Genomic DNA, 4,527 nt, shown 5'->3' with positions numbered 1-4,527 from the left:
TCTTTGGCTGTCCTGCCCTGGGCTTTATGGCCGCCCAGCGCTCCGGAACTCTGGGGTGTGAGACCAATATGGCCGATGACAACAATTCCTGCTTCCACAATGGCCTTGATTCTTGAAGCCACCCGGGTGCCGCCTTCAAGCTTGATGGCATCTACGTCTGCTTCCTTGAGGAAACGGCCGGCATTATATACCGCATCCACATCAGAGGTCTGGTAACTCATAAAAGGCATGTCGCCAATAATAAAAGTATTGGGCGCACCCCGGCGGACAGCATCACTGTGAACAATACACTGGTCCATTGTGACGGGTACCGTGCCTTTATAGCCATATACACACATGCCCAGAGAATCACCTACAAGAATCATGTCAAGTCCTGCCGCTTCTGCAAACTGGGCAGTTGGAAAATCATAGGATGTCAGCCATGTGACTTTTTCACCATTTTTCTTCATTTTGTAAAAATCATGGATTGCTTTTTTTTTAGCCATTTTATTCTCCTTTTTGTATTATTCGCGGGTCTTTGTTATAGTTGAACTGCATCAATCGGCCAGCCCTGGTCAGGTTTTACTTCTACGTAAACAATAAAGGTTTCAATTTTTCCAATGCCCGGAATGGTGGCCAGCTTTTCCTTGACCAATTTACCAAGGTCACTGATATCCGGGGCAACAACATGTAAAAGGTAATCAAACCGGCCGGTAATATGGTAGCAGGCACGGACACAGGAAATTTTTTTGATTTCATTTTCCAGCAACTCAATATCCTTTACCTGGTGCCGGTTAAGAGAAATACAGGCAAACCCCTGGGCTTTCAGTCCCAGCTTTTCAGGGTCCATCACCGCCCGGTATCCTTTAACAATTCCCCTGTCTTCAAGTTTTTTGACCCGGTCCAACATGGTGGAGGGTGCAAGTCCCACCTCTTTGGCAAGCTCACTGTTTTTTTTTCGCCCGTCCTGTTGCAATGCTTTTAAGGTGTGCCTGTCAATGCTGTCCATGGGGTCTCCAAAATCAAATTCGTTATTTGATTAAAAATATACAATCAAATTCGATAGTTTATTATTTATACCGAATAAAATTGTAATGTCAAGCAGAAAAATAAACTAATTCTTGAAATTAGTCAAAAATTTCCGAATTTTATTCGATGAACAATTAATTAATTTTCGTCTTCAACCCAAGATTGGATATTTACTGCTCAAGTAAATTAGGATAAGTGCAGTATTAGATGAAAACTGATTTAAAAATAACCCGATTAGATAGAAAAACAAAGGGGTTTAAATGAAAAAACAATGGGTTGAATCTCAAATTGATCTGCTAAAAAGGATGGTGGCGCTTTATGATAAGGCTGTTGAACATATTGAGGTTAAGTGCCAGCAAAAATGTTCATCCTGCTGTACCTGTAATGTGACCCTGACAAGCCTCGAGGCAGGCTTTTTGATTGCCGATTTAACCCAGGAGGAAAAAAAGGATCTGAAAACCAGGATAAAACAAAATTTTCCACAAAAAAGATATATTCCAAAGATGACTGCAAACATGTTTGCAAGAATGTGTGTGGAAGACAAAGACATCCCTGAAGAGGAGAATGATCCGTCTTGGGGGAAATGCCCTTTGCTCGTGGATGACATGTGCAGTATCTATGATGTTCGGCCCTTTGGATGCAGAGCATTAATGTCCCAGGTCCATTGCAGGGAAAAGGGGTATGCCCGGATTCCACCCATTGTGTTGACCATCAACAACCTGTTTCTACAATATATTGAGCACTTGGATCAAAAAGGGTTTTTTGGAAATTTATCAGATATGCTGACTTTGTTTTTATCGGATAACACCATACAAAGTTTTTCAGATCCCTCCAAAATAACAAATGATGGCAGGTTCCTTTTCAATGAAAAAATAGCCGTGCTGATGATCCCGCCCGAGCACCGGGAAAAGCTCAGGCCATTATTGATGAAACTGTCGGACCTATTATAGGAACTTGACTTTAAGACGCTAATTATATTATTAATCCGGATCATAAAAAGAAAAATATTATTCGTTCACAATAAAAATAAGGAAAGATCATGGGTAAGAATATAGTCGAAAAAATTGATGACCAGGTGAAAATTAAAACCATTCTGGTGAGTGTGTCTGATAAATCAGGCCTGGAGTCTTTTATTCCGGGCCTGGTGGAGTTGAATCCGAACATTTTGATTTTATCCACGGGTGGAACATATGGTAAAATAAAAGAAATTCTAGGGGAAAAAGCTAATTCTTGCTTAAAACAGGTGTCAGACTATACGGGCCAGCCGGAAACCCAGGGAGGGCTTGTCAAAACCCTTGATTTTAAAATTTACTTAGGTCTCTTGACTGAAACCTATAATGATGCCCACCAGGAGGATTTAAAAAGGACTAGTGCCCGTGCAATTGATATGGTGGTGGTGAACCTTTATCCCTTTAGTGACACCATTGCCAAAGAGGGGGTAAGCTTGGAAGATGCCAGGGGGAATATTGATATTGGCGGTCCCACTATGATCCGGGCATCTGCAAAAAACTTTATCCGGGTAGCCTCGGTGGTTGATCCTTTAACCTATCCTTCCATACTGGAAAAACTTAAGGCCAATAATGGATTTTTATCCCTTGAGGACAGATTTAGGCTTGCCAGAAAAGCCTTTGAGCACACCGCAGTCTATGACAGGACCATTGCCAGTTATCTTGCTGCAAAATCAATAAATAAAGTTAAATCATGCTATAAACCAGAAGCATAAGCCAGAATAATAAATCAGGAGAATATGCCATGCCCAAAGATCTCAAAGCAATGTATAAAACAATTATGGATGATCATTTTACCCCGCAGATGGAAGTCTCTTTTATTGATGGAGATAACAGGCAGACTCTTTTTTATGAAAAGGTGTCATGGGTGATTGACGGAGTGAACAAGGGATTAAGATATGGTGAAAATCCCGGCCAGGAAGCAGCACTTTACAGGCTTGTCAACGGCAACCTTGCACTGGGTGATGCTCAAACCATTACTCCGGGCAAATATCTTGTTTCTGATATTGAATTGCTGCAATCGGGCAAACATCCGGGGAAAACCAATCTTACAGATGCAGATAACGCATTGAACATTTTAAGATATTTTACCGATACCCCCTGTGCTGTAATTGTTAAACATAATAATCCTTGTGGGGCGGCGCGGGCACAAAGTCTTGAACAAGCCTATCACAACGCCTATATGGCAGATCGCGTGGCAGCCTTTGGCGGCTGTATTGCCCTGAATAAAGCTGTGGATACTGCCACTGCCCAGGCCATTGCCAACCAGTATGCAGAAGTTGTGGTGGCACCGGAATTCGAGGAAGGGGTCATTGATATCCTGGGTGCCAGGAAAAACTTACGGGTGATTCGGATTAATAATATTGATAAGCTTCAAAGCTTTATCGGTGAGAGGGTGATTGATTTTAAAAGCCTGATGGACGGTGGTATGGTTGCCCAATGGTCTTTTGTTCCCCAGGCCCAGTCTGAAAAGGATTTGGTTCTGGCATCCACCGAGTATAAGGGAAATGATTACAAGGTTAATCGTGAGCCAACTAAAGAGGAATTACAGGACATGCTGTTTGGATGGCTGGTTGAATCGGGCATTACATCCAATTCAGTGATTTATGTGAAAGACAATGTCACCGTGGGGATTGGAACCGGTGAACAGGACAGGGTAGGGGTTGCGGAAATTGCCGTGGATAAGGCATACCGGAAACTTGCCGACAGATACTGCTTTGAAAAATATGAGATCTCTTTTGCCGATTTGACGGATGCTGACAAGAGAGCCCAAATTGAAAATGATGTAAAAAAAGTTAAAGGCGGTCTTATCGGGTCCACTATGGTATCTGATGCGTTTTTTCCCTTTAGGGACGGTATTGATGTGGGATTGCAGCAGGGAGTGAAAGCCGTGGTACAGCCGGGTGGTTCCATGAATGACTACCAAAGTATTGAAGCATGTAATGAAAACAATGCAACAATGGTTTATACGGGCCAGAGAAGTTTTAAACATTAAATTTTTTTATCAAACAGATATTCAAACAAGGCCATCCGGCTTTTTTTATGCCTCTATTATACCTGATGCTCTGATGGCTGCATGGGCAGCCGCCAGCCTGGCAATGGGCACCCTGAAAGGTGAGCAGGACACATATGTAAGCTTCAGGTCATGGCACAGTTGGATCGACTGAGGGTCTCCACCATGTTCACCGCAGATCCCGAATTCTAGGTCAGGTTTAACAGATCTGCCTTTTTCCACTGCCATTTTAAGAAGCTGGCCAACTCCGTCCTGGTCAATAATCTCAAATGGATTTTCAGGAAGAATCCCGGATTCCATATACTCAATAAGAAATCCCGTCTCTGCATCATCCCTTGAAATGCCAAAAGTTGTTTGTGTCAGGTCATTTGTTCCAAAAGATACAAATGATGCATATTCTACTATTTGGTCTGCTGTCAGGGCTGCACGGGGCAGTTCAATCATTGTTCCAAAACTGTAATCGACCTTAATACTCTCTTTTTCCATGATCTTTTTTGC

At 42.5% G+C, this 4,527-nt stretch carries 6 protein-coding genes; 3 read left to right on the top strand and 3 right to left on the bottom strand.

The window, feature by feature from the left end; all coding sequences use genetic code 11:
- On the bottom strand, positions 1–485 hold a 485-nt coding region (locus K8S13_RS22360), incomplete at its 3' end, for a 3-methyl-2-oxobutanoate hydroxymethyltransferase (protein ID WP_291465940.1).
- Between the two features lie 35 nt (positions 486–520).
- On the bottom strand, positions 521–988 hold the full coding sequence (locus K8S13_RS22355) for an Lrp/AsnC family transcriptional regulator (RefSeq protein ID WP_291465939.1): 468 nt from the start codon (positions 986–988) through the stop codon (positions 521–523).
- Between the two features lie 280 nt (positions 989–1,268).
- Here K8S13_RS22355 and K8S13_RS22350 point away from each other — a divergent pair, with 280 nt between their 5' ends.
- From K8S13_RS22350 to K8S13_RS22340, 3 genes are all read left to right on the top strand, one after another.
- Complete coding sequence (locus K8S13_RS22350) at positions 1,269–1,958, top strand: YkgJ family cysteine cluster protein (protein WP_291465938.1); 690 nt, start codon at positions 1,269–1,271, stop codon at positions 1,956–1,958.
- A gap of 89 nt (positions 1,959–2,047) precedes the next feature.
- Positions 2,048–2,731 (top strand): hypothetical protein, encoded by a 684-nt coding sequence (locus K8S13_RS22345; protein WP_291465937.1) that lies wholly within the window; start codon positions 2,048–2,050, stop codon positions 2,729–2,731.
- A 29-nt stretch (positions 2,732–2,760) separates the two neighbouring features.
- Entirely contained in the window at positions 2,761–4,011 is a 1,251-nt protein-coding gene (locus tag K8S13_RS22340; RefSeq protein WP_291465936.1) for an IMP cyclohydrolase, read from the top strand.
- A gap of 45 nt (positions 4,012–4,056) precedes the next feature.
- Here K8S13_RS22340 and K8S13_RS22335 read toward each other — a convergent pair.
- Positions 4,057–4,527: putative PEP-binding protein (locus K8S13_RS22335; protein ID WP_367172823.1), on the bottom strand; the 471-nt coding region annotated here is incomplete at its 5' end.

The organism is Desulfobacula sp., assembly GCF_021107415.1.
This window is presented reverse-complemented; position numbering and strand designations above follow the sequence as displayed.

Bases quoted from the DNA above. Each gene is read 5' to 3' on its own strand.
- K8S13_RS22355 (WP_291465939.1), bottom strand. From the start codon at position 988: ATGGACAGCATTGACAGGCACACCTTAAAAGCATTGCAACAGGACGGG.
- K8S13_RS22350 (WP_291465938.1), top strand. From the start codon at position 1,269: ATGAAAAAACAATGGGTTGAATCTCAAATTGATCTGCTAAAAAGGATG.
- K8S13_RS22345 (WP_291465937.1), top strand. From the start codon at position 2,048: ATGGGTAAGAATATAGTCGAAAAAATTGATGACCAGGTGAAAATTAAA.
- K8S13_RS22340 (WP_291465936.1), top strand. From the start codon at position 2,761: ATGCCCAAAGATCTCAAAGCAATGTATAAAACAATTATGGATGATCAT.